This is a genomic window from Kribbella caucasensis, assembly GCF_004361855.1.
Classification (GTDB): Bacteria; Actinomycetota; Actinomycetes; order Propionibacteriales; family Kribbellaceae; genus Kribbella; species Kribbella caucasensis.
The window spans coordinates 522,401-548,613 of record NZ_SNWQ01000001.1; the positions used below are offsets into that span (position 1 = coordinate 522,401).

31 protein-coding genes are annotated in these 26,213 nt (G+C 68.5%); 10 read left to right on the forward strand and 21 right to left on the reverse strand.

Annotated features, from left to right (window positions below):
- Positions 1 to 7: 7 nt before the first annotated feature.
- The 3 genes from EV643_RS02480 to EV643_RS02490 form a co-directional block, all read right to left on the reverse strand.
- Positions 8 to 940, reverse strand: coding sequence for a DMT family transporter (locus EV643_RS02480; RefSeq protein ID WP_133798588.1), 933 nt, complete (start codon positions 938 to 940; stop codon positions 8 to 10).
- A gap of 398 nt (positions 941 to 1,338) precedes the next feature.
- Positions 1,339 to 2,583: an MFS transporter gene (locus tag EV643_RS02485; protein WP_238165305.1), complete on the reverse strand. Its 1,245-nt coding sequence runs from the start codon at positions 2,581 to 2,583 to the stop codon at positions 1,339 to 1,341.
- 104 nt (positions 2,584 to 2,687) lie between these two features.
- Positions 2,688 to 3,263 (reverse strand): DUF4865 family protein, encoded by a 576-nt coding sequence (locus EV643_RS02490; protein ID WP_133798268.1) that lies wholly within the window; start codon positions 3,261 to 3,263, stop codon positions 2,688 to 2,690.
- Positions 3,264 to 3,354: 91 nt separating this feature from the next.
- Between EV643_RS02490 and EV643_RS02495 the strand changes: the two genes are divergently transcribed.
- Positions 3,355 to 4,236 carry a hypothetical protein gene (locus EV643_RS02495; protein WP_133798269.1) on the forward strand — a complete coding sequence of 294 codons (882 nt, stop codon included), beginning with the start codon at positions 3,355 to 3,357 and terminating at the stop codon, positions 4,234 to 4,236.
- Positions 4,237 to 4,242: 6 nt separating this feature from the next.
- Here the strand turns inward: EV643_RS02495 and EV643_RS02500 are convergent, their stop codons facing one another.
- Genes EV643_RS02500 through EV643_RS02510 form a run of 3 tightly spaced genes read right to left on the reverse strand, consistent with a single transcriptional unit; the run spans position 4,243 to position 6,043 of the window.
- A complete protein-coding gene (locus EV643_RS02500; RefSeq protein WP_133798270.1) occupies positions 4,243 to 4,635 on the reverse strand; it encodes a GNAT family N-acetyltransferase in 393 nt (130 codons plus the stop codon).
- 55 nt (positions 4,636 to 4,690) lie between these two features.
- Positions 4,691 to 5,683, reverse strand: a complete 993-nt coding sequence (locus EV643_RS02505) for a pyridoxal-phosphate dependent enzyme (protein ID WP_238165306.1) — start codon at positions 5,681 to 5,683, stop codon at positions 4,691 to 4,693.
- A gap of 3 nt (positions 5,684 to 5,686) precedes the next feature.
- The gene (locus EV643_RS02510; protein WP_133798271.1) at positions 5,687 to 6,043 is read right to left on the reverse strand and encodes a helix-turn-helix domain-containing protein; all 357 of its coding nucleotides are present in this window, start codon (positions 6,041 to 6,043) and stop codon (positions 5,687 to 5,689) included.
- Positions 6,044 to 6,160: 117 nt separating this feature from the next.
- Between EV643_RS02510 and EV643_RS02515 the strand changes: the two genes are divergently transcribed.
- Positions 6,161 to 6,748, forward strand: a complete 588-nt coding sequence (locus EV643_RS02515) for a ClpP family protease (RefSeq protein ID WP_255512926.1) — start codon at positions 6,161 to 6,163, stop codon at positions 6,746 to 6,748.
- A gap of 62 nt (positions 6,749 to 6,810) precedes the next feature.
- Here EV643_RS02515 and EV643_RS46365 read toward each other — a convergent pair whose 3' ends face one another.
- Both EV643_RS46365 and EV643_RS46370 read right to left on the reverse strand, forming a co-directional pair.
- Entirely contained in the window at positions 6,811 to 7,449 is a 639-nt protein-coding gene (locus tag EV643_RS46365; RefSeq protein WP_255512918.1) for a trans-sulfuration enzyme family protein, read from the reverse strand.
- A 19-nt stretch (positions 7,450 to 7,468) separates the two neighbouring features.
- Positions 7,469 to 7,990: a PLP-dependent transferase gene (locus EV643_RS46370; RefSeq protein WP_255512919.1), complete on the reverse strand. Its 522-nt coding sequence runs from the start codon at positions 7,988 to 7,990 to the stop codon at positions 7,469 to 7,471.
- A 127-nt stretch (positions 7,991 to 8,117) separates the two neighbouring features.
- Between EV643_RS46370 and EV643_RS02525 the strand changes: the two genes are divergently transcribed.
- Entirely contained in the window at positions 8,118 to 8,609 is a 492-nt protein-coding gene (locus EV643_RS02525; RefSeq protein ID WP_133798273.1) for an Lrp/AsnC family transcriptional regulator, read from the forward strand.
- A gap of 149 nt (positions 8,610 to 8,758) precedes the next feature.
- Here the strand turns inward: EV643_RS02525 and EV643_RS02530 are convergent, their stop codons facing one another.
- Positions 8,759 to 9,778, reverse strand: coding sequence for an LLM class flavin-dependent oxidoreductase (locus tag EV643_RS02530; protein ID WP_238165307.1), 1,020 nt, complete (start codon positions 9,776 to 9,778; stop codon positions 8,759 to 8,761).
- 110 nt (positions 9,779 to 9,888) lie between these two features.
- On the opposite strand from EV643_RS02530, the gene EV643_RS02535 reads away from it, so the two are divergent.
- Positions 9,889 to 10,326, forward strand: a complete 438-nt coding sequence (locus EV643_RS02535; RefSeq protein WP_133798274.1) for an SRPBCC family protein — start codon at positions 9,889 to 9,891, stop codon at positions 10,324 to 10,326.
- Here EV643_RS02535 and EV643_RS02540 read toward each other — a convergent pair.
- Both EV643_RS02540 and EV643_RS02545 read right to left on the reverse strand, forming a co-directional pair.
- Positions 10,323 to 10,856, reverse strand: coding sequence for an NADPH-dependent FMN reductase (locus tag EV643_RS02540; protein ID WP_133798275.1), 534 nt, complete (start codon positions 10,854 to 10,856; stop codon positions 10,323 to 10,325). The two genes, EV643_RS02535 and EV643_RS02540, sit on opposite strands and share 4 nt — an antisense overlap.
- Before the next feature lie 34 nt (positions 10,857 to 10,890).
- On the reverse strand, positions 10,891 to 12,273 hold the full coding sequence (locus EV643_RS02545) for a M4 family metallopeptidase (protein ID WP_133798276.1): 1,383 nt from the start codon (positions 12,271 to 12,273) through the stop codon (positions 10,891 to 10,893).
- 173 nt (positions 12,274 to 12,446) lie between these two features.
- Here EV643_RS02545 and EV643_RS02550 point away from each other — a divergent pair, with 173 nt between their 5' ends.
- Both EV643_RS02550 and EV643_RS43985 read left to right on the forward strand, forming a co-directional pair.
- Positions 12,447 to 14,693, forward strand: a complete 2,247-nt coding sequence (locus EV643_RS02550; RefSeq protein ID WP_133798277.1) for a HelD family protein — start codon at positions 12,447 to 12,449, stop codon at positions 14,691 to 14,693.
- A gap of 39 nt (positions 14,694 to 14,732) precedes the next feature.
- Complete coding sequence (locus EV643_RS43985) at positions 14,733 to 14,888, forward strand: hypothetical protein (protein ID WP_166665287.1); 156 nt, start codon at positions 14,733 to 14,735, stop codon at positions 14,886 to 14,888.
- Positions 14,889 to 14,960: 72 nt separating this feature from the next.
- Here EV643_RS43985 and EV643_RS02555 read toward each other — a convergent pair whose 3' ends face one another.
- From EV643_RS02555 to EV643_RS02570, 4 genes are all read right to left on the reverse strand, one after another.
- Positions 14,961 to 15,350: a DUF4345 family protein gene (locus EV643_RS02555; protein WP_133798278.1), complete on the reverse strand. Its 390-nt coding sequence runs from the start codon at positions 15,348 to 15,350 to the stop codon at positions 14,961 to 14,963.
- The gene (locus EV643_RS02560; RefSeq protein WP_133798279.1) at positions 15,347 to 16,060 is read right to left on the reverse strand and encodes an SDR family oxidoreductase; all 714 of its coding nucleotides are present in this window, start codon (positions 16,058 to 16,060) and stop codon (positions 15,347 to 15,349) included. The genes EV643_RS02555 and EV643_RS02560 overlap by 4 nt, the downstream gene beginning before the upstream one ends.
- 87 nt (positions 16,061 to 16,147) lie before the next feature.
- Positions 16,148 to 16,732 carry a hypothetical protein gene (locus tag EV643_RS02565; protein ID WP_133798280.1) on the reverse strand — a complete coding sequence of 195 codons (585 nt, stop codon included), beginning with the start codon at positions 16,730 to 16,732 and terminating at the stop codon, positions 16,148 to 16,150.
- Between the two features lie 10 nt (positions 16,733 to 16,742).
- Positions 16,743 to 18,521 (reverse strand): PHP domain-containing protein, encoded by a 1,779-nt coding sequence (locus EV643_RS02570; RefSeq protein ID WP_133798281.1) that lies wholly within the window; start codon positions 18,519 to 18,521, stop codon positions 16,743 to 16,745.
- A 71-nt stretch (positions 18,522 to 18,592) separates the two neighbouring features.
- Between EV643_RS02570 and EV643_RS02575 the strand changes: the two genes are divergently transcribed.
- Genes EV643_RS02575 through EV643_RS02585 form a run of 3 tightly spaced genes read left to right on the forward strand, consistent with a single transcriptional unit; the run spans position 18,593 to position 20,746 of the window.
- The gene (locus EV643_RS02575; RefSeq protein ID WP_202869353.1) at positions 18,593 to 19,300 is read left to right on the forward strand and encodes a M23 family metallopeptidase; all 708 of its coding nucleotides are present in this window, start codon (positions 18,593 to 18,595) and stop codon (positions 19,298 to 19,300) included.
- Positions 19,301 to 19,360: 60 nt separating this feature from the next.
- Complete coding sequence (locus EV643_RS02580; RefSeq protein ID WP_133798282.1) at positions 19,361 to 20,218, forward strand: phosphotransferase enzyme family protein; 858 nt, start codon at positions 19,361 to 19,363, stop codon at positions 20,216 to 20,218.
- A gap of 9 nt (positions 20,219 to 20,227) precedes the next feature.
- Positions 20,228 to 20,746: an NUDIX hydrolase gene (locus EV643_RS02585; RefSeq protein ID WP_133798283.1), complete on the forward strand. Its 519-nt coding sequence runs from the start codon at positions 20,228 to 20,230 to the stop codon at positions 20,744 to 20,746.
- Here the strand turns inward: EV643_RS02585 and EV643_RS02590 are convergent.
- The 6 genes from EV643_RS02590 to EV643_RS02615 all read right to left on the reverse strand — a co-directional run bounded on the left by EV643_RS02590 (position 20,743) and on the right by EV643_RS02615 (position 25,351).
- Complete coding sequence (locus EV643_RS02590; RefSeq protein ID WP_133798284.1) at positions 20,743 to 21,894, reverse strand: epoxide hydrolase family protein; 1,152 nt, start codon at positions 21,892 to 21,894, stop codon at positions 20,743 to 20,745. The two genes, EV643_RS02585 and EV643_RS02590, sit on opposite strands and share 4 nt — an antisense overlap.
- A complete protein-coding gene (locus tag EV643_RS02595) occupies positions 21,884 to 22,462 on the reverse strand; it encodes a hypothetical protein (protein WP_133798285.1) in 579 nt (192 codons plus the stop codon). Before EV643_RS02595 ends, EV643_RS02590 begins: the two co-directional genes overlap by 11 nt.
- 66 nt (positions 22,463 to 22,528) lie before the next feature.
- Complete coding sequence (locus EV643_RS02600) at positions 22,529 to 23,179, reverse strand: response regulator (RefSeq protein WP_133798286.1); 651 nt, start codon at positions 23,177 to 23,179, stop codon at positions 22,529 to 22,531.
- Positions 23,176 to 24,351 (reverse strand): sensor histidine kinase, encoded by a 1,176-nt coding sequence (locus EV643_RS02605; RefSeq protein ID WP_202869354.1) that lies wholly within the window; start codon positions 24,349 to 24,351, stop codon positions 23,176 to 23,178. The genes EV643_RS02600 and EV643_RS02605 overlap by 4 nt, the downstream gene beginning before the upstream one ends.
- Positions 24,352 to 24,463: 112 nt before the next feature.
- Positions 24,464 to 24,829: a VOC family protein gene (locus EV643_RS02610; RefSeq protein ID WP_133798287.1), complete on the reverse strand. Its 366-nt coding sequence runs from the start codon at positions 24,827 to 24,829 to the stop codon at positions 24,464 to 24,466.
- Positions 24,830 to 25,120: 291 nt separating this feature from the next.
- A complete protein-coding gene (locus EV643_RS02615) occupies positions 25,121 to 25,351 on the reverse strand; it encodes a hypothetical protein (protein ID WP_133798288.1) in 231 nt (76 codons plus the stop codon).
- Between the two features lie 265 nt (positions 25,352 to 25,616).
- On the opposite strand from EV643_RS02615, the gene EV643_RS02620 reads away from it, so the two are divergent.
- Complete coding sequence (locus EV643_RS02620) at positions 25,617 to 26,162, forward strand: winged helix DNA-binding protein (RefSeq protein WP_133798289.1); 546 nt, start codon at positions 25,617 to 25,619, stop codon at positions 26,160 to 26,162.
- The last annotated feature ends 51 nt before the right edge of the window (positions 26,163 to 26,213 follow it).

The window sequence follows — 26,213 nt, forward strand, 5'->3', positions numbered from 1 at the left end:
ACCGCCCTCAATCCGGCGCAGGCGCGGTTTCGTCGGCTGGGTGTGCGGTTCTCTTCGGCTTGAGGCGGGAGATGGCGACGCCGATCAGGCAGAGCGCGCCGCCCGCGTAGGCCAATGGCGCCGGGGATTCGTCCAGCAGCAGCCAGCCCAGGAAGATCGTCAACGGAGGCACCAGGTACGTCGTCGCGCCCATCCGGCCGGCACTCGTCCTCGCCAGCGCGAACGCCCAGGTGGTGAAGGCCAGGGCGGTCGGAAAGGCGCCCAGGAAGATGACCCACCAGATCGTTGCAGGACGTGCATCGCCTGCCTCGCGGATCAAGGTGGGAGCGAACGGGAGGCAACTGATCGCGCCGATGGTGCAGGCGAGCCAGGTGACTTCCAGGGCGGGCAGCCGGGCCAGGAGCGGCTTCTGCGAAACCACGCCGATCGCGTACGAGACCGCGGCGGCCACACAGAGCACCACACCCCAGGTCTCAGCGCGGCCCTCCGACGACGAGGTGCCGATCAGAACCACACCACCGAAGGCCGCGACGCTGCCGATCACCAACTGACGAGGGAAGCCCTCACCGAGCAGGAACCCCGCCAGTAGTGCGATCAGGAGCGGGCCGACGTTGACGAGCATCGCCGCGGTCCCGGCGTCGAGGCGTTGCTCGGCCGCGTTCAGCGCGACGTTGTAGACCCCGAACCAGAGCAGACCGCAGACGAGCAGCGGCTTCCAGTCCCCCTTCGCCGGCCACCTCCGCGGCCGGGTGAATACCATTGCCCCGAGCAACAAACTTCCCACCAGTAAGCGCCCGAGCGACAGCGCACCCGCCGAAAACTCGTGCCCCACATGCCGAATCGCCACAAACGCCGAAGCCCACAGCACCACCGTCACCACCGCAGCCCCGGCCGCCAACACCCCTTGCCGTCCTTCAGCCCGCCCCCGCGCCCCACCCATCGTCGTCACCCCAGGATCGTAGGCCGCCCCCACTTCGGCCAACACCGAATTGTCCGAACGCCTCGGGACCACCCGACACGTCCCATCGGTTTACACCTCGGCTCTCGCCTCCACCTCGCCTCGCCCCCTCACCCCACCCCTCACCTCTCGACTGGGGTGCGCGTGGAACCATGAACAAGTTGCCGAGACCTCGGACGAGGTATTTCGTGTTCACGGTCCCGCGATGTTGTTCAAGGTCCCCGGCGTGGCGACCGCGTTAAGCGCGACCCGACCTTGAGAACCCACCAGGCGCATCTCGGCGCGAAACGTGACCAGCCGGTGCCCAAGGTCGCCCCAGCAGCCTTCGGCCCCTCGCCCTGGGCCCACCCCCCACCCCCAAGGTTGAGCTGTGCTGGATATCAGTGGGCAGGTTCCTCAGACTCTGAGGGTTGCTCCTCTCGGTTGGCGGGTGCGGGTAGGGCGGATGGGGTGATTGCGGCGGTCAGGACCACCGGCACGGTGAGGGCGGCCATCAGGATTGGCAGGGTGAACCAGACCGATCCGAGGGCGAAGCCCGCGTAGACCGTGACCGCGAACACCTCAGCGAAGAAGCCTGACACCGACGTCACCGTGGCACGCGCCGGACCCTCGATCGAGTCCTGCAATCGCGCCTCGGCCACTACGATGACGAGCTGCATCACGCCGTAGCCGACCGCGATCGGCACGAAGCCGGCGGCCGTCCCGCTCAGCGAACCCCATGCGATCAGCGCGGCCGTCAGCCCCAGCCCGACCGCGAAGTACGACGCGCGCAGCGTGTACGCCGGTCCCGCGAGGGCACCGCCGATCGCCTGAGCCGCCACGGTTCCCGCGATCAGCAACGGCACCAACACGGTCGACGCGCCGACCTCCCTCGCCAGCAGCGGGAAGTACTCGTCGAACGCCAGGAATCCACCCAGCAACGCGACCAGCGCGACCGCCTTCCGAACGGTCCGGTTCGAGGCCACCTCGGTCAGACCCGAGCGCAGCATCAGCCGGTACCGCCCGAGCGCACCACGCCCGGTACCAGGCTCCACCTCCTCCGTCTCGTCGGCCGTGGCGACCTGGGCCGCCTCCGGCAAGGACATCGCAACAACAACCTGCAGCAGACAACTGGACACGCTCACCACACCGGCGAGCACGTATCCGCCCAGCTGGTACAACGGAGCCGCCAGCAACGTCGCGGCCAGGTTCATGACCAACGCGGCCGCCCGGGCCTTCCCGAGCAACCCCGCGTACTTCGAGGTCGACCCGCGCGCGGCCAACTCGTCGTACGCGAAGGCTTCGAAGGTTCCGGAGATCAGCGCGGAACTGGTTCCCCAGAGGACGAAGCCGAGCGCGAATCCGGCGAACGAGGGCAGCACGATCCACGCGGCGTACCCGAGACCGGAGAGGAACGCGCCGAGCATCAGCAGCTTGCGGCGCGAGAACACGTCCGCCCAAGCGCCCGAGGGCACCTCGAGCAGGAACGAGGTCGTCGACCAGATGATGAACAGGGTCGAGACTTCCGCGGCCGACAACCCGTGATCCGTGAACAGCAACTGGTACAGCGGATACAGCGGGATGAAGTCCTGCAACGCCTCGAAGGCGATGATCCGGGCGGACAGGCTCGACGGTACGGCGCTCATCGCACCCCTCCCGGTCGACGGACGAGTGGGTGCTGAGCGGCTAGGTTGTCTGGGCGTCAAAGGTGCGGGCTTGGGTATCTCATGCTTAGAAAATAACCGCGAAGTCAGCCGGCCAAAAGATCTTTTGTCCCGGGTGTGGATAAGTGCAGCACCTGGTAGCGGGTCCCCGGCACGATCCCGGGCTCGCCACTCCACAGCGTGAACTGCACGAGCTCCCATCGCGTCGGATCCAGCGCGATCGCCGAGCTGTGCACCCCGCCCATCGCCACCCGCTCACGAAGGGATTCGAGCGCCTCCCCGACCGGCAGAGCCGGATCCACATCGGGCTCCAACGACCAGGTGTGCTTCGTCGCCGCCACCGCCGGCTGATCCACATCCGGCCCGGCCAACGCCTGCGCACCAGTCCACTGCCGCACGATCGGTCGTCCGAACGACTCGCAGATCCCACTGAAGAACCCGCCCCCGAACAGGAACCGGCCCATTGCCGCCGACGAGTTCCACAGGTAGAAGGGCGCGTACTGGTTCACCATCGCCCCGTTCGCCCGATCCTGCACCAGGTACGCCTTCACCCCCAGCCCATCGAAACCGTCCGTGGCGGCCCCCTTTGTCTCCACCCGCCGCCGGATGATCCCCATGTCGTAGTCCGCCGGCAACGCCACCTCGTACTGCATCGCGTACATGCCCACTCCTCTCGAAGGACTCGTACATACTAGTTGGTACAGAGCATAAATGGGGGGGCACCAAGAGCGACCGATCGGTCAGGGTAGGCGTATGAGTGGTGCGAGCGAACGAGTCTGGCGCAAGCTGCCGACGAACCTCCGGGACAGTCTGGTCGACGGCCTGAGCCCGTCCGAGTTGCAGAGTCTCCTGCTGGATATCAGTCGGCAGCGCGCGGCGAAGGTGTCCCCGGCGCGCGTGATCGACAGGTGGCGAGCCGACCGCTTCGTGCAGCCGTCCACAACGGATCCGCGCAAACTGGCCCGGACCCAGGCGCGGCTGTGGGAGCTCCTACCGGATCAATTCGTCGGCTTGGAGCTGTCGCCACTGACTCCGCTCGGCACGTGCTCGGCCGTGGCGACGGTCAACCAGGACAAGGTCGTCAGCACCATCCGCAACACCGAAGTGGCCAGCGACCCGACCAACGTTCTCGCCCTCGAAGCCGCCGTACGACGCCGCGCGGGCGCGGACCGGGTGGACCTGGCGACCTGTCAGCGCGTGGTCCGTGCGCAGCGGGAGGACGCGCCGGGGTTGTTCGCCCACTTCCAGTTGTTCGCGTTGGTGTCGAGCGCACGGGACACCGGATCGGCCCGGACCGAGGCGCAACTGCTGCTCGACCACCTGGGCTTCTGGCATGACGTACTCGGGGAGCGGGCGCGGTTCAACTTCACCACGTTCGGGCCGAGCGCAGTACGAGAGCGGATCGTGGACACCGTGCGTCCGGCGCTGAAGACGGAGTTCGCGGAGGACACCGAGCGGGAGAAGGGTTCCAACTACTACGCGGATGCGGCGATCGGCATCGCCACGACCGATGGAGAACTCGGCGACGGCGGGTTCACGAGGTGGACCGCTGAGCTGCTCGGTGACGCCAAGGAGCGGTGCCTGATCTCGTGCATCTCCACCGAACGGCTGACCGCACTCAGGCCGAACGGCTGACCGCACTCAGCGGAGCTTGAGCAGCGCCGCCTCGGTCGGGGTGAAACCGCAGGCCTCGACGTAGAAGGCGGTGAGGTGTGGTTCGTAGTCGACGTGCAGCCATTCGCAGCCGGCTGCCCGGGCTTCCTCGGCCGCGGCCGCGACCAGTTCCTTGCCGATGCCCTTCCGGCCGTATTCCGGGTGCACTGCCGTGTCCAGTACGAAGGCGTGCGCGCCGCCGTCCCAGCAGACCTGGACGAAGCCGATCAGCCGATCGTTGCTGAAGGCACCCACCCAGGTGAGCGCGTGCCGTTCCAGCCGCGCTCCCCAAGGCTGCACCGAGACCGGCGACTCGAAGGCGAGCGCGTGCAGAGTCGACAGTTCGCGATCGTCGACAGGAAAGCGGACTCTGAGCTCCATGGTGCGAGCCTGCCCGATCGGGCGTCCGGCTGTCGATCCAGTTCCGTGCTGACCACTAGCTTCCGTCCTGGCGGCCTTCCGTGCTGATGAGGACGACGGTGCTGCGGACGTCGAGGTCGAGCGCGTCGCGGGCCGCACGCAGGCCGGCCAATGTCGCGGCGCCACTCGGTCCGGACGAGATCCCAGCCGCTTCGAGGTCCTCCACTGCCTTGATCGCCTCCGCCTCCTCAACTGTGACCGCGGCGTCCAGCCCGTCGCGCAGTACAGGCCAAGCGAGGCTGGACGGAGTACCGCAGTTCAGTCCGGCCATGACGGTCGTACCGGTGTCCACAGTTACCAACTCCCCTGCCAGCAGGCTGCTGGTGACGCACGCGGCTCGCGCAGGCTCCACCCCGAGCACAGCAGGCGCTACAGGACCACTGCGGTAGTGCGTGACTGCCGCCTGCGCCGCCGACCCGACACCCATCGGTACGACGACCAGGTCGGGCGACACGTCGATCTCGCGGAACAGCGTCGAGTAGCCGTCGACGATGTACTGCGGGATCACCTCGTAACCAGGCCAGGCCGAATCCTGGATCAAGAGACTCTGGTCGGTCGCCTCCGCAGCGGCGGCAACCACAGCATCGTCGTACGAGCCGGGTAGGACTGTCACGGTGGCGCCCTCCAATCGGATCGCCTCAACAGCTGGATCAGGTACGACGGAGGGGATGAACACGTGCGACCGCAGTCCGAGCATCCGGGCTCGCCGGGCGACAGCGCGACCGTGGTTGCCATCGGTGGCCGTGACGAGCTCCGCGGCCTCCGGGTGTTCTGACAAGGCGCAGTGGATCGCCCACCACGCACCGAGCGCCTTGAACGCCGGCAGACCGAGCCGACGAGACTCGTCCTTCACCAGCACGCGGCCGACTCCCAGCTCGCGGGCCAGTGCGGGCACCTCGTGCAGTGGGGTCGGGCGGTAGTCGGCCAGGCTCTGGTGGAAAGCCAGCACCTCGGCCGGCGCAGGCGTGGTCCGCCACGACCTCGCGGACGGGTTGCTGTACAGGAGCACGTCCTACGCGACGAGAGCGAACGCCTGAGCGGAGGTGGAGACCGACGACGGGGACGACTGGATGCGCTGTGGAGTGGAGTCGGTGACCCGGATCGCGGCAGTCTGCAGCCGGACCGGCAGGGTCGCGCGGACCGCGGTGGTCAGGTCGAACTGCACCTCGGCGAGCAGGTCGGTCAGCTCAAGTTCGAGGGCCCGGCAGATCGCCGCGAGGATCTCCGAGGACGGTTCCTTCCGGCCGCGCTCGATCTCGGACAGGTACGGCACCGACACCTGGGCGAGCTCGGCCAGCTCGCGCAGGGTGATCCCCCGCTCGCGCCGCAGTCGGCGGAAGACGTTCCCGATCACCTGGCGTAGCAACACGTCTGGCCTCCTCGGCTCCTGTTCGTCCTGTACCGAGTGTGCCATCCCGGTCAGGTCTGCGGTGGGCAGATCTGCCACGGGCAGATTTCGGCGTACTCCGGCCGGTCCCGGCCCAGGCTGGAACCCATGAGCGAGACCAAAGCACCGAATGCCCTCGAGAACCACATCTACCAGCGGCTGCTCTGGCAGCGGATCCTCGTCCTCGGCGAGGAGATCAAGGACGAGAACGCCAACGCCCTGTGCGCCCAGTTGCTGCTGCTGAACGCCGAGGACCCGAAGGCTGACATCTCGCTGTACATCAACTCGCCGGGCGGATCGGTGTCGGCCGGGCTGGCGATCTACGACACGATGAACTTCATCGGCAACGACGTCGCGACGTATGCGATGGGGCTGGTCGCCTCGATGGGACAGGTGCTGCTGACCTGCGGTACGCCGGGCAAGCGGTTCGCGCTGCCGCACTCGCGGATCATGATGCACCAGCCGACCGGCGGAATGGGCGGGACGGCGACGGACATCAAGACGCAGGCGGAGCAGGCGCTGCTGGCCAAGAAGGACCTGGCCAGGCTGCTGAGCGAACGGACCGGGCAGCCGATCGACCGGATCGAGACCGACTTCGACCGGGACCGCTGGTTCACCCCAGCCGAGGCACTCGACTACGGAATCATCGACCAGGTCCTGACAACCCCGGCACCGGTCGCCGCCTGAGCCTGCGGCTCGCGGGCGGTCGGGTGGACCGGGCTCGGTCGGGGCGCGCGGCGGGGACGGGCTCAGGCGAGGGCCTGGTGGAGGTCGCGGACCAGATCGTCGGGGTCTTCCAGGCCGATGCTGAGGCGGAGCAGGTTGCGGCCGGGTCGGGCCTCGTCGGCGACCAGGCGGTGGGTCAGGCCGGCCGGGTGCTGGATCAGGGTGTCCACGCCGCCCAGGGACACCGCGTGCGTAATCAACCGCAGTCGGCTCAGCACCTGCTCGGCGGCGCTCGTGGTGAACGCCAGTACCGCGCCCGGCCCCGCCTGCTGCCGCCCGACCAGTCCCTGTGGATCGCACTCGGCCAGGCCTGGGTAGTACGCGTTGTCCACAGCCGGATGGGTGCTCAGCCAGTCGGCGACCTTCGCCGCTCCCGCCTGCTGCGCCCGCACCCGGATCGGCAGCGTCTGCAGTCCCCTGTGCAGCTCGTACGCCGCCAGCGGGTACAGCAGCGCACCAGTGATCGCCCGGACCTGACGCAGTCGCGCGACCCACTCGGTTGTCCCCGCGACCACGCCGCCCATCACGTCGCCGTGACCACCCAGGTACTTCGTTGCCGAGTGCAACACCATCGCGGCACCCTGCCGACGCGGCTGCTGCAGCACGGGCGTCGCGAACGTGTTGTCCACAACCACGGCGACGTCACCGGCCTGGCGGATCACGTCCGCGATGTCGACGAGGTCAACGGTCGGGTTGGCCGGCGTCTCGACCAGTACCAGCCCCCGTGCTGGATTCCTCCCCTACCCCACCGCCCCGGTCGTTTCGCCGGATCGCGTCCGCGACTGTGGATGGCGTCGCCCACGTCACCGTCGTACCGAGGATGCCTGTGGATAACAGGTGGTCGGTGCCGCCGTACAAGGGGCGGACGGCGACCACGTGGGGTTTGCCGGCGACGACCGTAGCGAGCAGGCAGGCGGAGAGCGCGGCCATTCCGGAACCGAACGCGACCGCGCCGTCGCAGTACTCGAGCTCGGCGAGGGCCTGTTCGAAGCGGGCGACGTTCGGGTTCCACAGGCGCTGGTAGACGAGGCTGTCGGGCTGCCGCGGCGCGTTGCCCTGCGCCAGCCAGTCGTACGCCGCGCCGCCAGCGGCGACGTCGGGCAGCGGGTACGTCGTGCTCAGGTCGATCGGCGGGACGTGTACCCCGAGAGCGGTCAGGTCGTCGCGGCCGGCGTGAACCGCGCGGGTGTCGGGCTGAGACATCGGGCATCCTTCCGGTCGCACACAGAGTGGAATCTTCTGCGAAAGATGCGCAAGAGTTCCGAAGAAAATTCGTCCACAGGTCTGTCCACACGCTGTGGATTCTGTGGATGGCGCCTACAGTGGAGTCATGCCGAAGGATCGTCGGACGCCCGGACCGGCCCCTCGGGCGGCGCCGGCCGGGCTCGACGAGGTCGACCTGGAACTGGTCCGGCTGCTCGCGGCGGACGGCCGGATGCCGAACAACGCCCTCGCCGAGGCGACCGGGATCGCCCCGTCGACCTGCCTGGCCCGGGTCCGGGCACTCCGCGATCGCGGGGTGATCCGCGGTTTCCACGCGGACGTCGACCTCGGCGCGCTCGGCCAACCGCTGCAGGCGATGATCGCGATCCGGATCGGCACCCACTCACGCGAGGACGCGGATCGCTTCCGGGCACAGGCGACGCGGCTGCCCGGCGTACTCGCGCTATTTCATGTCAGCGGCGCGAACGACTACTTGCTGCACGTGGCGGTGGCGTCGTCGGACGCGCTCCGCGACTTCGTGCTGGATCACCTGACCACGGACCCCGCGGTCGTCCACGCCGAGACGAGCCTGATCTTCGAGCACGTCCGCGTCACCTGACATCCATGTGGACAACCAGCTCGTTCGCGCGGTCGAGGTTGATCTGCGGACCGCCAGCACATCAATACGCCCCGGTCCTGGGGTCGACCACGCTCACCCAGCCAGCGCCTCGCCGATTGTGATGGCCTGGCGGTCCGGCCGACCACGAGTTACCGGGGCTTGAGGCCCCAGGTGGTGGCGAGGAGTTGGTAGGAGTGGCGGCGTTCGGTGGGGTTGTGGATGTTGGTGGTGATGATCAGTTCATCGGCACCGGCAGCTTTGGCGCGGCGGGCCAGGTCGGCGGCGACCTGGTCGGGGGTGCCGACGGAGACCAGGCCGGCCCACTCCTCGACCGCGGCTTCCTCGGCCTCGGACCACGGGTAGGCCGCGGCCTCCTCGGGTGACGGCAGCGGTCCGGGGCGACCGGACCGGAGGCGGAGCATCGAGAGGGCGTTCGCGCGGGCCAACTGGGCGGCGCGTTCCTCGGTCTCGGCGACGATCGCGGCGAGGGCGAGGATCGCGTGCGGCTCGGACTGATGGTCGGACGGCTGGAAGTTTTCGCGATAGGCCTGCATCACCTCGGCCGGATCGAGGTTGCCGAAGTGTCCGGCGTACGCGAACCCCGTGCCGAGCGCGGCGGCCGCCTGACCGCCGTACGCGCTGGAACCGAGGATCCACACCGGCGGCAGCGGTACGTCGCTCGGCTGCGCCGAGATCGGGGCGAACGGGTGACCGGCCGGGAATCCCTCCGCGTATGCGCGCAGTTCGGCGTACTGCTCGGGGAAGTCGTCGGCGGTGAGCGCCTCCCGGCTACGGCGCAACGCGAGCGCGGTCCGCTGGTCGGTGCCGGGCGCGCGGCCGAGACCCAGGTCGATCCGGTCGGGGTGCAGGCCGGCCAGGACGCGGAACGTCTCGGCCACCTTCAACGGTGAGTGGTTCGGCAACATGATGCCGCCGGAGCCGACCCGGATGGTCGACGTCGCCGCCGCCACGGCCGCGATCATCACCTCAGGACTCGAACTCACCACGCTCGCGATGTTGTGGTGCTCGGCCAGCCAGTACCGGTGGTATCCGGCGGCCTCGGCGGTCCGGGCGAGTTCGAGGGTCTCGTGCAGCGCCTGCGACGGCCGGCTCCCCGTCGGTACCGGCGAGAGGTCGAGCACGGACAGGGGCATGGGTTCACCGGTCACGTTCAAGCCTCAACAGCGGCGGTTCGGTACCTATTCCTTCGATGGTTCGAGGTCTAGCGTTTGAACTGCCAGGTTGACGGACGGGGTGTCGGCTGGGGAAGGGGATCACGATGGCTGATGTGGTCGAGAGTGTGGCGATCGATCGGGCGCCGGAGGATGTCGCCGCGTATGTGGAGGATCTGGCCAGGCACGGCGAGTGGCAGGCCGCGATCGTCGAGGTCGAGATGCTGACCGAGGGGCCGATCCAGGTGGGGACGCGCGGGATCGAGACGCGGCGGGTCGGACCGGGGATGACGGTGAAGGCGCCGTACCAGATCGTCGAGTACGAGCCTGGGAAGAGCTTCCGGTTCCAGGTGACCACGGGGCCGGTTCGTCCGGACGGCACGCTCCGGGTCGAACCGTCTGGCACGGGGACCCGGGTCACGCTCGAGCTGGATTTCGTCGGGCGGGGCGTCGGCAGGTTATTCGCGCTGATTGCCCGGCGGCAGGCGGCCAAGGACTCGCCGGCCAACCTGCAGGCTCTCAAGCACCGGCTGGAGAGCGGTTAGGCGGGGTAAGGGGTTGCGGCGCGGGCGTCGCGGAGGGCTCGGGACCACCAGGCGAGATGGTCGAGCAGGGTGGTGGCGGCCTCGGTGGTGCCGGGTTCGGTGGGCTCGCCGGATTCGGTGAAGCAGCCGGGGAGCTGGTGGAAGCTGAGGGTCTCGCGCAGGGTGACGGCGTGGAGTTCGCCGAAGACGAGGCGGAGTTGTTCGGCCGCGCGGAGTCCGCGGGAGCGGCCGCCGTACACGATGAAGGCGATGGGCTTGCCGTACCACGGTCGGCGGACCGCGTCGATCGCGGACTTGAGTTCGCCGGGGTAGGCGTGGTTGTACTCCGGAGTGATGATCACGACCGCGTCGGCCTCGGCGATTCGCCCGGGCAACGCGGTGTGTGGAGTGCGGGCGAGATCGATGAGGTCGAGCTTGAAGTCGCTGCGCTGGTCCACCAACCCTGAGAACCAATCGGCGATCGTGGTGCCGAAACGGCCGGCCTCGGCACTGCGCACCAGCAGCGCGAGCCGGAGGGGATGAACGGTCACGGACCGGACCGTATTACCTCAACAGAACTTGAGGTCAATTCGCCGTCTCACCGGGCGGCTCGTCGGTCGCCGGAGGTTCCGGGGTCGAGTCGGGCGGACTCGGGGGCGCTGGAGTTGGCGGGCTTGGCGCCGAGTCACTCGGGGTCGGCGGGGTCGAGGTCGGGGGGGTCGAGGTCGGGGGGGTCGAGGTCGGGGGGGTCGGGGTCGGCGGGGTCGGGGTTGGAGTGGGCGTGGGAGTTGGGCTGGCGGGGGCTGGTGGGGTGCTGGTGTCTAGGCCGGTTTGGGCGGCGCGCATCAGGTCGATCGACTCGGTGCGGCTGGGCGTGGCGGTAGGGAGTACGCCGACCTGGGTCCAGGCGGTGGTTACTGCTTGGGCTTGGGGGGATTCGGGGCCGAAGAGGCTTTCGGCGGTTTGCTGGGTTGCGGCTGCGAACTGGGCGAAGGTGCAGGTCGCGGGGAGGTCGCCGGAGGTCAGGGTCGTGTACCAGATGCGGCCGGGGTCCTCGTATGCGTTGCCGCCGAGCGTGGTGGCGACCAGGTAGAAGGCGTGGTTGGGGATTCCGGAGTTGAGGTGTACGCCGCCGTTGTCGTCTTCGGTGTCGACGTAATCCGACATGTGGGACGGCTGCGGATCACGGCCCAACCGCGGATCGTCGTACGCCGAACCGGGCTGGGCGAGGGATCGGATGCCGACACCGGCGACCCCGTCGGTGAAGATGCCGGCGCCGATGATCCAGTCGGCCTCGGTGCCGGCTTGGCCGAGGTGGTGTTGTTTGGCCAGCGATCCGAAGACGTCGCAGAGGGACTCAGTGAGTGCACCGGCCTGGCCTTCGTAGGCCAGACCGGCGGTGTGCTGGACCACGCCGTGGGTGAGTTCGTGACCGGTGATGTCGATCGAACTGGTGAACGAGCGGAAGATCACGCCGTCACCGTCGCCGAAGACCATCTGCTCGCCGTTCCAGAAGGCGTTCACGTAATCCCGGTCGAAGTGGACGGTCGAGATCAGCGGGACGCCGGCGCCATCGATCGAGTCGCGGCCGAAGCACTCGTGGAACAGCGACCAGGTCGCGCCGAGTCCGTCGTACGACTCGTTGACCGCGGTGTCAGGCACGTCGGGATCGCCTTCGCTCCGGACCAGGTTGCCGGGGAGTGCGGTCTCGTGTTCGGCATCGTGGATGGCTCGTTGCGGACTGGGCGCCGCTGCCTCACCCTGGGCCTCGGACGCTTCGGCCCCTTCGGCTGCAGGTGCTTCGGTTGTTGGAGCCGCAGGTGCTTCGGTGGTTGACGCTGCGGGCCTGGTCCGGAACATCGCGTCATGGTCGAGCGACTGCCGGTAACGAGCCCGCAGGGTCGGGTCGTCCGCGGTCTGCTCGAGGCGTTCGAGCAGGTACGGCGGGACGATGTGATGGACCGTCATGCCCAGATGGTGCCCGTCCGGGCAGGTGGTGAAAAGGGCGGAATGCGATAAACTCAAGGATTTGTGGCTGGATTTTGCGGCTACTACCGGGGAATTACCACAGCCGATGCTTTCAAATATCAGCTGGGCTCTCCGGGAACCGGCGCAGCGTAGTTTATCACAAGGGGTTGGAATTGCAGAATCCGGTCCAGGCTGAACAGGTTCACCTGACGACTTTCTACGAAACCCTCGACCGCGAGCGGGAGCGGACCGAGGCGCGCCGCGGCGACGAGCAGGTGGCCGGGACCCGGAACAGGCAGGCCCTGCACCAGCGGGACGGCCGGGTCCGTGATCTGGGCGCCCGGCTGGCCCGGCTCAACGCCGCCGAGGAGGGCCTGTACTTCGGCCGGCTGGACGACGTGGACGGCGAAGTCCTGCATATCGGCCGGATCGGTCTGCACGACGAGGACTACGAACCGCTGCTGGTGGACTGGCGTGCCCCGGTCGCCCGGCCGTTCTACGTCGCCACCGCGGTGCACAACCAGGGCATCGTTCGCCGCCGGCATATCCAGACCCGCCTGCGCCGGGTGGTCGACATACAGGACGAGCAGCTCGACCTCGAGCGGACCGCGGCCGGCGCGTCCCAGGCCGGTACCGGCGTGATCGGCGAGGCGGTGCTGCTGAAGGCACTCGAAGCTCGCCGGACCGGGACGATGGAGTCGATCGTGCAGACGATCCAGGCCGACCAGGACCGGATCATCCGTTCCGGGCTGGCCGGAATCCTCGTCGTCCAGGGTGGTCCCGGCACCGGCAAGACCGCGATCGCGCTGCACCGGGCCGCATTCCTGCTGTATACCCATCGGGCCCAGCTGGAAAAGCGCGGAATTCTGGTCGTCGGCCCGAATCCGACGTTCCTGAAGTTCATCGGCCAGGTGCTCCCGTCCCTCGGTGAGGACGGCGTCCGGCTGGTCACGATCGCCGAGCTGTACCCCGGACTCACGGCGAGCCGGCCCGAATCCGCCGAGGCCGCCGAGGTCAAGGGCCGCGCCGAACTTGCCGAGGTGATTGCCAAGGCGGTCGCCGACCGGCAATGGGTGCCCGACCAGCCCGTCCACGTCACAGTCGAGCGGACCGTACTGCGGCTGGATCCGACCGTCGTCGCCGAGGCAGGCGGCAGGGCCCGCGCCCGCAGGCTGCCGCACAACCAGGCGCGCCCGTTCTTCCTGACCGAGATCATCGACGCGCTCACCGACCAGTACGCCGACATCATCGGCGCCGACCCGCTCGGCGGGGAGAACCTGCTCGACGACTACGACCTGGAAGAACTCCGCAACGAGGTGACCGCCGAGCCGGCCGTCCAGGAACTACTGCACCGGCTCTGGCCCAACCTCAGCCCGCAGCAGCTCCTGCTCGACCTGTACGGCGACGAGGATCGCCTGGCCGCGGCGGCTCCGCAGTTGAGTCCACTCGATCGCGAACACCTGCTCCGGTACGGCGACGACTGGAGTCCCGCCGACGTTCCGCTTCTCGACGAGGCGGCCGAGCTGCTCGGCGACGACGGCCAGGAAGCGGCCCGGCTGCGCGCGGAACGAGCCCGCGAGATCGCCTATGCGCAAGGGTCTCTCGATCTCCTCAGCGGTTCGGGTTCGACCGACTTCGACGAGGACGACGAGTCGGAGATCCTGACGGCCAAGGACATCCTCGACGCGGAGGCACTGGCCGCGCGATACGAGGCCGAAGACGACCGCACCCTCGCGGAGCGGGCCGGCGCGGATCGGCGCTGGACCTACGGGCATGTGATCGTCGACGAGGCCCAGGAGTTGTCGCCGATGGCGTGGCGGGCCATCGCCCGGCGGTGCCCGCTGCGCTCGATGACGCTGGTCGGCGATGTCGCCCAGACCGGTGCGGCCGGTGGGGGGACGAGTTGGCGGAACGCGCTTGCGCCGATCTTCGCCGATCGCTGGCGGCTGGCGGAGCTGACGATGAACTACCGCACGCCGGCCGAGGTGATGGATTTGGCCGGCCACGTACTGCGTGAGATCGACCCCACGGCGAAGGCGCCGCAGTCCGTCCGGTCAACGGGGGTGAAGCCGTGGCATGTCGACGTCGCGGCCGCGGACCAGGCGGCGTACGTGAGCAAGGTCGCTGGTGAGGAGGTCCAGCACGGGCAGGTCGGGGTGATCACGTCGCGGCTGCGGCTGGAGCTGGTCCAGGAGGCGGTCGGCGGGTTGGCGGACGTCACCGTGCTGACGGTCGCGGGCGCGAAGGGTCTGGAGTTCGACTCGGTTTTGGTCGTCGATCCCGAGGGCATCACGCTGGAGTCGCCGCGCGGCTTGCGTGATCTCTACGTCGCCCTGACCCGCTGCACCCAACGATTAGGTGTCATCGGCGAGCTTCCCGACGTACTGCGTGACGCGGGTGCCTGGGACGCTCGCCTCTGAGCTGTTCCCACATCCGGAACGCGGACCTAGCGTCGAAAGATGAAGAAGCCGCTGCAGTGTCTTCTCGGCTTACACAGCTGGAAGAACATGCGAAACGAGGAAGGCCAGCGCTACCAGCTGTGTCTGCCGTGCGGAGTCAGCCGCGACAAACTGTCGCTCAACGACTTCGGCGGTGGCGGTGCCGGGGGCGGTTAGTGGTCCGCGCAGCAGTTCTGATTTCGGAGGGATGAGGCGTTCGAGGTCAGTGGAGTCCTATTGTCATAGTCGTCAAGTCAGCTTGCGGGCACCGATCAAGGCGCTCGCTGGGACCAGGACCATCAGGCTCACGGTGACCGTGAGCACGATCGACCAGCCGGGCTCGCCGCCTTCCAGATGGCCGAGGTGGAAGACCAGGTGCGACACCGTGAATGCGAGATAGGCCAGCAGAGCGATTCCCGCGAGGTAGCGGTCGAGGCGGATCGCGGCAGCGGCCAGGACGATCCCGAGACCGAGGGACGTACCACCGAGGTCGTGGAACAGGTGGTCGTTGTACGGCGGATCCCAGTCGACTGTCGGCACATGGTCGTAGAACGTCCTCGGGGCGAACGTGAGCCAGAGCCCGAGGACCAGCTCGAAGACGGCGAAGATCACCAGCACGGTTCGCACGTAGGTCTTCATGCCAAGTACTCGCCGAAGGTGATCCGCCCGTACGGCGGTCCGTCGACGAGCGCGGCGCCGTCCCTGAAGGCCCGGAACATCTTGCCCGGGACGCGCACCGGCACCACCGGCCGCCGTGATCCCCGCGCGGCTCTCCAGGCACGGGCGAGCTCCGGCAGCGGCCGGCTTTCCGGCCCACCGATATCCGGCGCCCGGCCGCTGACAGGCTCGGCGACGAGCTCGGTCAGGCGTACGGCGACATCCTCGACCGCGATCGGCTGCAGCGTGGCCGCCGGCGCCAAGATGGCCGGCACCTTCAGGCTGAAGACCCGGTCGAGCAGGTTGTGGAACTGGGTGGCCCGCAGGATCGTGTGCGCCGCCCGGGATTCGACCAGCCGCTCGGCCTCGAGCTTGTAGCGGTAGTACGACAGGGGGATCCGGTCGATGCCGGCGATCGACATGTACACGACGGGCGTCGTCGCCGGAGCGGCAGCGAGCAGGTTGCGGGTCTGCTGGACGTCCCGCCGTCCGAGCCCAGTCGCGAGGTGGACGATCGTGTCGACGCCGTCGACAGCCGCGCCGATGCCGTCGCCCGTGGTCAGGTCGCCGGTGACGAGGCCTGGTCCGGTCCGGCGGCTGAGGACCCGGACCGTGTGACCGGCGGCGCGGAGGTGTTCGACGGTCGGCCGGCCGAGTGAGCCGGTGCCGCCGGTGACGAGGAGGGTTTTCATCGGGTGTCCTTTCGGTTCACCAGCCCAGACCAGGTCGCCCTCCGATTTGTGACAACTGTCTTCCCGACGCCGGTGCGGACCTGGTGACTAGTGGTCCGCGCAGCACTTTTGTTGGTGTTCTGGTTCGAAAGGGATGAGGACGCCTCCCGCCGCCGGTTGGACCTGGAGGACGACGCGGCCTGCGCGGCGGATCGGGCGGACGAAGTCGCGGGTGTCGATGCGGGAATCGTCCTCGACCGGGAGGTTGCCGAGGGCTTCTACGTCGTCGATTCCGCACCGATCGCGGAGTTCGGCTGCGGTGAGGATTCCTTGGGCCTGCTCCCGGCCGGGCCACCTGACCAGGCGGCCCGTCGTCCCGAGGGCGCACTCGACTGCGGCCAGGTAGGCGCCGCGGACGAGTTCGCTTGGGCCGGCCAACTCCGGTTCGGATGCGCCCGGGTGGGTGATGGCCGAGCCGACGGCGCGGTCGGCGCACCACGTACGAACGTGGTCGCTCAGGTCCGTAGTACTGGAGATCGAGACAGCCAGGTGCGGCCGGTCGCCGCCCGACACCACGTGGGTGCAGGCGACGACCGGCATGGACACGGAGCCGGGAAGAGGGCTCAGCAATTCGTGCAACAGATGCTCGGCCTCGACGGCGTCGCGGCTGTTCGCGTCGACGGCGATGATCATTTTTCAGGGATCACTTCTTCGGCAGCACCCAGATCGGGTTCGTGTAGAACCACAGGTCGACCCACGGGTCCGCGTCGCCGACCACGTCGAGCTTGGGGCCCGCCGGGTCGATCGCCGCGCCGAGGTAGCCCGGCTGGCTGCGGTTCCCGTCGGTCCCGCGGACGCGGACGTAGAACGGCTCCTCCGCCTCGCCGAGCGGCAGCACCAGCTCGAACGTGCCGCGCTTGCCGGAGGTGTCCCACTGCCGGACGACCTTGGTGTCGGGCGCGGTGAAAGTGTCCCGGTCGCTCACCGCACCCTTGACCGCGCCGCGGATCGCATCCACCCGGTTCAGGGTCGGCAGGAAGTTGGCCCAGTTCGGCATCGTCTGGGTGGTGATGCGGACGACGAGTTCGACCGGGCGGCCCCGGCGGACCAGGAGCGCGCCGCCCAGCGACTCGCCGTACTTGCGGCCGACCTCACGGACCTCGACCTCGACGCCCTTGGCGAGCATGCCGTGGTCGACCCACATCCGGCCGGCCCGCAGGCCCTCCATCACCGACAGGTAGTCGCGCCGCTCGGTGCCGACGTGGGTGCGGCTGTAGTAGCCGGGCCAGAAGTCGCCCGCGGTCTTGTTGGCGGCGTTGCCGTAGACGGGGTCCATGTACCGGCCGTCGCGGTTGAACTGGTCCTGGCTCGACCCGTCGGGGCGGCGAGCGGTCTCGTTCCAGTTCGTGTGCGAGTCGGAGTTCGCGCTGATCCACCACGGCTTGCCCTCGGCCAGCAGGCTGTCCCACAGACCGCCGACGGTCGAGGTGAACCAGTCGAAGCCGCCCCAGGTCCGGTACGACTCGGCCGGGTAGCCGGGGAAGGAGTTCGCGTTCGGCGAGTTGCCGTAGAAGCCGCGAGCCGACGCACCGCCAATCGAAGCAGGCAGACCCGCGGCCTGGTGACCCGGTGCACCCTCGAAGCCGACGGCGATTCGCGGGTCGGCGTCGCGCCAGTTGCGGATCTCGTGCGGGCTGTCGATACCGTTGCGGGCCGGGTGGTTCGCCAGGAACAGCGCGTCCTGCACCCGGCGCTGGTCAACCTGCTGGCCGAGCCACTGGATGCCGGAGACCGCGAGCGCCTCGTTGGCCGGGCTGTTCGAGCTTGCGTTCTTGACGCTGCCGTCGTAGTCGTTCTCGAACTGCTTCAGGACCTCGACCTCACGACTGCCCGGCGCGACGAAGATCGTGCCGTGCTCGGCGGCCGGGATGTTCCACTCGAAGCCCTGGAAGATCAGCGTGTCCCGCAACTCCGACCGGGCCGCCTTGATCTGCGGGTTCACCAGGTCGACGCCGATCCGCGCGTGCGTGGCGCCGCCGTGGTCGGTGATGACGAGCCAGTCCAGCCCGTACGCCGCGGCGTGGCGGGCCTGGTCGATCACCCGGTACATCGCATCGGAGCTGAACTGGGTGTGGATGTGGTGGTCACCGGCGAGCCAGTGGTTCGGCCGCTTGCCCTCCTGGAAGATCCAGCCGGGCACGGTCTGCGGGGTCGCGGCGGCAGCGGCCTGGGCGCCGGTGACGGCGAGCGCGGCGGTTCCGCCGAGGATGCCGGCCGAGCGCAGCAGCGTACGGCGGCTCACCTCGGTCGGCGAGAGGTCCTGGTCCGGGATCGACTCGTCCAGCGCGGCCAGCGTCGCGGCGTCCAGCTCCGTGTTCGGGTGATCGTGATCGTGATCGTGCCCGCAGGTGTGACCGTGGGAATGGTCGTGGGCGTGACCGTGCGCGTGACTGTGACCGTGCTGGTCGTGGGAGTGTCCCATCGTGCTTCCTCTCGGATGGCGGAATCCGCCGGGATCATCGCCCTTTCCGATGACCATGAGATGTTCTTCGGATGAACCGTTTCCGCTACGGACTGGCGGTCGTGACAGTTGTCGCGATCGGGCTCGTCGTGCTGGCTGTTGTCGGCAGGTCGAGGTCGTCGGAGCAGGTGGAGTCGCCGGTCAATTCGGAGCTGCCTCGGACGGTCACGGTTGCCCCGACCACGCCATCGCAGGTTGTCACGCCGACGCGTGCTCCGATCTATGTGTTTCCGATTCAGGGGTGTTCGGCTTCGGCGTCGGCTTCGCATCATGACTATGCGGCCGCTGACATCTTCGTGCGGGTTGGTTGCCGGTTTGTCTCGCCTGTTGACGGTCAGGTGGACGAGGTCAGCCGGGTGGATCGATGGGATCCGCGGACGAATGTCGGGAGCGAGCGCGGCGGGCTTGCGGTGTCGGTCGTCGGGCGGGACGGCGTTCGGTATTACGGCTCACATCTGTCGACCATCGGCGCGGGGATCCGTCCCGGCGTACAGGTCCGGGCCGGGCAAGTACTCGGGCTGACGGGACAGACCGGCAGCGCACGTTTCACGCCTGCGCACCTGCACTTCGGGATCAGTTGGCCTACGCCCGCCGAGCGGTGGTGGATCCGTCGCGGCACGGTACCTCCGCAGGCTTTCCTTGCCGGGCTTCGGGTTGGACGACCGGCTTCTCCCGTTGCAGCAGTCAGTCGTGCGAAGGCGACCTTCGGTTCTGATGTCAGGTGCCGTTCCTATTGCTGAGACCTCAGCCGGCTGAAAATCTGGTGCGGGTGCGGTGGGCGGGCTGGCAGGGTGGGGCTGGTGGACGTCGCCGGGGTGTTGCTGGAGCGGTGGGATCTGAAGCCGACGCAGGTGGAGGCCTTGACCGGCGGGATGAACTCGGCCGTGTGGCTTGCCGCCGCGGACGGTTGGCGGGTGGTGGTGAAGTCCGTGGACGCGGCGGATGAGTCCTTCGCGGCGGGTCTGGAACTCGCAGCCAGGCTGGCTGATGCGGGGCTGGTCACAGGGCGTCCGGTGCCGAGCAAGTCGCGGCAAACGGTCGAGCGGGTCGAGGACCGGCTGATCGGGGTGCTGGAGTACGTCGGCGGCCAGCCGCTGACGGGGACAGTCGAGGATCAGCGGACCGTCGGGGATCTGCTCGGGCGGGTGCACCGCGTGTCAGCCACTCCGCCGGGAGAGCTGGAGGACTGGCTTCACCTGGTGACGCAGTTGGACGAGTACCTGGACCTGGAGGAGTGGATCCGCCCAGCCGTCGAGGGCGCGCTCGAGGGCGTCCGAGCGCTCGACGGGGTGTCCTGGGCCTGGCTGCACGGAGATCCGGCCGCGGAGGCCTTCCTACGGCAGCCCGACGGTGAGGTCGCCCTGATCGACTGGGGATCCGCCATGCGCGGTCCGCTCCTGTACGACGTAGCGTCGGCCGTCATGTACGCCGGTGGCGCACCGGACCACGTCGTACCGGCGTACCTCGATCAACGCCCCGGGTTGGCCAACGAGGTCGAGACCGGCCTGACCGCGTTCCTCCGCATCCGATGGGCCGTCCAGGCCGCCTATTTCGCCTGGCGCTGCTCGAACGACATCCGCACTGGCATCGCCGACCCCGCCGAGAACCGCGAGGGCCTCGACCACGCCCGCCGCGCCTTCGACGCGGCAGACTACTGAAAGGCCGGAGTGGACGAACAGAACCTCGCCTGGACGGGTCCGGACGGCCACCAGAACATCGCGTGGACGGGTCCGGACGGCAACTTCAAACTGCGGGGCGCGGCCATCGTTCGCGACGGCGACCGGATCCTGCTGTGCACGACCGACGGGCTGGACGGCTGGTACCTGCCCGGCGGGAAGGTCGAGTTCGGCGAGAGTGCGGCGACCGCCGTCGTCCGTGAGCTCCGCGAGGAGATGCATCTCGAGCTGACCGCCGGTGAGCTGCTGCTGGTCACCGAGGACATGCTGACCTTGAACGGCACGCTGCACCAGGAGATCTGCTTCTACTACGCGGTCGAGTGGCCGGAGGGGCTCTCCCCGGAGCTACCGAAGGAGAACGCTGCCCACGAGCACCACTTCCGCTGGGTTCGCATCGCTGACTTGGTCGACGTGCAGCTCCTGCCTCCGCAGATCGGGCCGTATCTAATGGAGGAAGCGGCCGGCCTCCGCCACCTGGTCTTCGATCGCAGAAGCTCAGACGCCCGCTAGATCGCGCGCAGTGCGCGGAAGAAGGTGCGGATGTCGCTGACGAGGAGGTCGGGGGCTTCGAGGGCGGCGAAGTGGCCGCCGCGGTCGTATTCGGTCCAGTGGGAGATGGTGTGGTCGCGCTCGAGCACGTGCCGCATGGCCGGATCGGTCGGGAAGACGGCGACACCGGTGGGCACTGCAGATCGCGCGAGCGACGGCTGCGGTTGCGGTGGGTGGCGGTTTTCGTAGTACAGGTTGGCTGAGGTTGAACTGGTGTTGGTGAACCAGTACAGGCAGACGTCGGTGAGAATGTGGTCGAGGGCAACGGCCTCCTCGGGGAGCGACCTGGCGGGATCCGTCCAGTCGTGGAACTTCTCCAGGATCCAGGCCAGCTGGCCGACCGGGGAATCCGCGAGCGCATGCGAGACGGTTTGCGGCTTGGTCGACTGCAGTTCGGCGTACCCGGTGCCGGTCGCGCGGATGTGTTCGGCGAACTCGAGCTTGGCCTGATCACGGGGGCCGAGCTCGCCGAGATCCCCAGCCGGGAAGGCGAGACCGCCGTTGATGTGTACGCCGATGACGTGGTCCGGGGCGATCCGGCCGAGCAACGGGGACACGACCGAACCGGTGTCGCCGCCCTGCGCGCCGTACTGCTCGTACCCCAGGAGGCTCATCAGGTCCGCCCACGCGTGCGCGATGTGGAGGTGGTTCCAGCCGGGTTGGTCGAGTGGGACGGAGAAGCCGTGGCCGGGGATGGATGGGGCGACGATGTGGAACGCGTCGGCGGGGTCGGCGCCGTACGAGCGTGGGTCGGTGAGCGGTCCGAGAACGTCGAGGAACTCCGCGATGGATCCGGGCCAACCGTGGGTCAGGATCAGTGGGAGCGCATCGGGTTCGGGTGAGCGGACGTGCAGGAAGTGGATGCGTTGGTCGTCGATGACGGTCGTGTACTGAGGGTATGAGTTGAGCCGGGCCTCCCAGTCGCGCCAGTCGTAGGAGTCCAGCCAGTAGCGGACGACGTGGCGCAGGTACGTCGGTGGTACGCCGCGGTCCCAGCCATCGCCGGGCAGGGTCCGTGGCCAACGGACACGGGCGAGCCGGTCCCGCAGGTCGTCGAGCTCGGCCTGCGATACTTCGATCCGGAACTCCTCGATCACGTCACCCAGCATTCACCAACGGTCGGACAGTCCTGGTGAGCGGAACGATCGCGGCCAGTAGCAGCGCACCGCCGAGCGGCATCAGGTCGAGGTTGACGGTGATCACTACGAACCCGAGGACCAGCAGGAGGGGCGACCAGATCGGCAACCGGTGAGCTCTCACCAACAGGATCGCCAAGGTCAGGAGGCCGAGGAGGAAGAGCACCGGGCCGACTGTGTACGCCAGGTCGTAGATGCCGAGGTTGCCCGGCCAGCGGTCGTACTCGTCGCCGATCCGCGACATCTCCGGCCGGTCGGCGGCCCGGAATCCGACGATCAGGTCGATCACGATCACCCGGACAAAGGCCAGCACCCCGATCAGGCCGGCCGTCATCGCGACCGAGGCCTGCCACCGAGGACGCCGCACCAGACCGCGCAGGTGCACCAGCACCACGGCGTACAGGAGGAATCCGAGCAGCATGAACATGTGGCCGACGGTCCAGGCGAGACCGGGGCCGTGACTTCCGTCGATGCCGTCGATCAGCCGGACGATGCCGTAGGCAACCAAGAGGGCCGGTGCGGTGAGAAGGATCTTGTTCATACCCGCCATGCTTCGGCCGGACGCGTGCCGTCCACATCGCCGGAGCGAGCGAGATCCCGCCGGCATCTAGCCCGTTGGAGTGATCAGGCCGGTTTCGTACGCCGCGATGACGGCTTGGACGCGGTCGCGGAGGCCGAGTTTGGTCAGGGTGTTGCTGACGTGGGTCTTCACGGTGTGCTCGCTGACCGTGAGCGCGGCGGCGATCTCGGCGTTGGAAAGGCCTCGGCCGATCAGCAGCAGCGTCTCGCGTTCGCGGGCGGTGAGGACGTCGAGCTGGGCGGCCGGCGTACTGCGGGGGCGGTTGCGGGTGAGGTCTGCGATCAGCCGGCGCGTCACGCTCGGGGCGAGGAGGGACTCCCCTGCCGCGACCACTCGAACGGCGTGGACGAGGTCGTCGCGGCGGACGTCCTTGAGCAGGAAGCCACTCGCCCCCGCGTACAGCGCGTCGTACACGTAGTCGTCTGAGTCGAACGTGGTCAGCATGATCACCTTCGTCGCTGTGCCGGCGCAGATCGTCCGGGCCGCGGCGAGTCCGTCGGTTCGCGGCATCCGTACGTCGAGGAGCGCCACCTCGGGCCGTAGTGCGCGCACCAACTCCACCGCCTGGGCGCCGTCACCCGCTTCGCCGACCACCTCGATATCGGGCTGTGCGTCGAGGATCATCGCGAATCCGCTCCGCACGAGTTCCTGATCGTCCGCCAGCACCACCCGGATCATCGGTCTCCTTCTAGGTAGGGCAGTCGCGCGCGGACCTCGAAGCCGCCTTCTGGTCGTGGACCGGCCTCCGCGGTACCGCCGCACGCCGCCGCCCGTTCCCTGATCCCGACCAACCCGTGGCCACCGGCAATTGTTGCCTGCGGCCCCTGACCGTCGTCGGTGACGAACAGCTCGAGCTCATCCGGCGCCCAGCTCAGCCGTACTGCGACGTGCTGGGCGCGGGCATGCTTGACGGTATTGGTGAGCGCCTCCTGGACGATCCGGTACACCGCGATCTCGGTGTCCGGCGTCAACGGCCGCCGTTCACCGGTCTCGGTCAGCGTGGCCCCGGGGTGAACGAGCGCCGGCAGCTCACCCAACGTCGGCTGAGGCAACCGCTGCGCCTCGTCGGCCTTCAGGACACCGAGCAGCCGTCGCAGCTGGGCCATCGCGTCCCGCCCGGCCTCCGCGATCGCGTCGAACGACCGCTCGGCCTTGTCCGGATCGGTCCGTACGACGACGGGTCCGGCCTCGGCCTGTACGACCATGAGACTGACCGCGTGCGCCAGGATGTCGTGCATGTCCCGGGCGACCCGGGCCCGCTCCTCGGCAGCGGCGCGGGCGGCCTCGGCCCGGCGTTCACGCTCGAGCTGATCGGCCCGCTCGCGCAGCGTCTCGGCATGCTGGCGAAGGGTCTCGGCGTGCTCGCGCCGAGTGCGTTCGAGCGAGCCGAGCAGGAACGCGGCCAGCGGAAGCAACATGGTGAACATGAACTCGTCGAGTTCGTTGTCCTTCAGCAGCAACGAGGCCGGCGGGAACGTGATCACGATGACGACCAGCACCCCGATCCGCTGCCAGCGTTTCCGGCCCAGGCTCGCAACGGTGTAGATCGCCAGCAGACCGGCGTACTGCAGATTCTGCCCCGGACGGTGATGCAGGGAGACGAGCGTCGCCGCGATCCCGACGATCACCATCACCGCGAACGGCGCCCGCCGCCGCCAGAGCAGCGGGACCACCGTCGCGACGTTGAACACCACCCCGTACGCCGTGACCGTGCCTGGCCCGCGATCGACGAAGGGCACCGCCGAGGCGATCGCGACCGCGAGGACGAGACCGATGTCGATCGCACGGTCCATCGGGCGCGGTCCGGGGATCCCCAGCCGCGCCAGCCACCCGTCGACCACTCCTGCCACGGCCCCAGTCTGGCTTATCGGGTGTGCCCCGAATTCCCTCCGACGACCGAGCCGGGCGGATCAGCTCGCTCGCGGGGATGACTCGCGGGGCTAGGTCGTGGGAGTGCGGGGTTCAGCGGTTGGCGTAGTACTCGGGTTTCATCTGGATCAGCTGGACATAGTTGCCGTCGGGGTCGACCAGGGTGGCGAAGAGGCCGATGCCGCGGTCCTCGGGTTCGACCAGCCAGGTGACGTTCAGCGCGCGCAGGTGAGCGGCGGCGGCGTGGATGTCGTCGACCGCGAAGTTCACGATGAACCGGCCGGGCTCGGGTGCGCTGGCGGCGACGTCGTCCCGGTGTTCGATCACCAGGCCGAAGCCGCCCAGATCGAGGTTGCCGTAACCGTCGACCTTCGCGTGGAAGCCGTCGCGGTACCAGGTCTTCAGCCGCTCGGGATCGGTGCTGCCCAGCAACATGCTGTTCAGAACGGGGCGTTCCATCTGCTCTCCTCGGGTTCCGGAGCTGCCGATCAGCTCCCACCCCCAACGTCGGAGCAACCCGACACACCTCGACACCCGGCGGGAAAAGAAACGTCCGCACCGAGAACATGGGGAGGGCTCGGTGCGGACGTTCGGTGGTGCTGCGGTGACAGGGAATCCGCAGTACCGGCTTGATCAGCTCAGGCGCATTCAGGGGAGAGTTGGCGGCAAGCGGGGAGCAGAACGCCAACGCCCGCTTGCCGCCGACCAGTTCGCACTGGCCTGGGTGCCTCGAACGAGGTCACGAGTGGCTCAGCGGGGTGCTACGTCCCACATGCGCTCGCCGGGCAGGGGGTCGGGGAGACGGTCGGTGATCGGCATCGGGTCGTTGGTGACCCGCAGTCCGGCGAACCGTCGGCTCATGGCGTGGGCGTACCGCTCGGCCAACGCGGGCTCCGCGTTGTAGTCGGCGATCACGTGCTCACCGAACCAGACTCGGACGCGTCGGCGCTCAGACGTCTGGGTGGCGGTGGCGGTTGTCACTGGTCCTCCTGTGTAACTCGCGGGGTGGTCGGCCTACGACGCGGAGCGAGCGCGGTGGCGGTGCGCCGTGTGTTCACCGTCACGTCAGATGCAACGGATGAGTCGGACCCGAGGTCACGCTTCGATTCCGATTTGTGCCCGGGAAATCCAAAATTAACGAACCGGCCGTTCGAAGATTTGTTCCCTTGTCGGTGATAGGTAATTCACAGCGTTTCCTCAGGAACGACACGCCGAAGGCTCAGCCAGACTCCGTAGGCTGGACGACGTGACCATCGAAGACGCTGGAACGAAGACGCTGGCGGTCCCCGACCGGGTTGTTCAGCCGACGGGTATCGCCGCAGTCCAGACCGAGCACCTGATCGGTGACATCGGCGACGCGCTCCGGTTGCTGGACGCGGTGGAGCGCGTCCGCGGCCACGCCCACCCCCTCGTCCTCGGGCTGCAGGACGCCGTCGGGATGAAGATGCCCGCGGTTCTGGTGCTGAGCGCGATCTCGAACGGCCGCGACACCGCCGCCGACGTCGCCGACCAGGTCGGCATTACCCCGGGCGAGGCCGAGCTCGCCATCGCCGACCTCGAGTCCCTCGGCCTGGTCCGCACCAGCCCGGAGCTCCAGGTCACCGGGATGGGCCAGGCCCGGCTCTCCCAGCTCGACGGGCTGACCGTCCGCGTTCTGGACGTCGTCACCGGCATCCTCGGGCCGACCGACGCGGCCCACCTGGTCCGGCTCCTGCACACCGTTGCCGACGGCCTCGAATCCACCACCCTCGCCACCACCCGCGTCGTCCCGCAGGCCATCCTCCACAACTGAGTGTCATGTCGAAGCCCAGGGGTTGACGTCGACGTACTCGGTGAGAGTGCA